A 482-nucleotide genomic window follows, 5' to 3' on the forward strand; every position below is an offset into this window, starting at 1 on the left:
CGTAATGCTCGCTGTCGCTTTCGGCGCTGTCACGTTCGACCGGGCGGACTTCACACAATTGATTGCGCGCGTCCCAACGCAGCGTTTGCCCCGGTTGCAGCGTCAGCAGGTTGCCGTTGGCATCGAAACTGTCACGGAAGTCTTGTTCAGTCGGCTCGACACCATCGCGCACCGGCAGGCAGCGGTTGCTGTGAGCATCGGCGACCAGACGATGGCCGGGGTTTTGCGGGCCGGTGTGGGTCAGTTCGAGCAGGTTGTGGCCGGCGTCATAACGGTAGGTCTGGCGGTAGTTGCCGGGCATGGCGGGATCCGCCGTCATCGCCGACGACGGACCGTGTTTGACCGAGCCGCCCTCCCAACCTGTGGCCCCGATCAACCGGTAAAGCGTGTCGTAGCAATAATGGCTGATCGGCTCGATACGCTGATTGGCGAAGTAGCGGATCGGCAGCGCGGCGTCTTCGATGCTCAGCACATTGCCGACT

At 62.7% G+C, this 482-nt stretch carries 1 pseudogene; it reads right to left on the minus strand.

The features are described 5' to 3' along the window. A pseudogene (locus ACM6IO_RS27930) lies at nucleotides 1-482 on the minus strand (toxin); the annotation flags it as partial.

Source organism: Pseudomonas sp. IT-P44 (assembly GCF_949768225.1).
Classification (GTDB): Bacteria; Pseudomonadota; Gammaproteobacteria; order Pseudomonadales; family Pseudomonadaceae; genus Aquipseudomonas; species Aquipseudomonas migulae.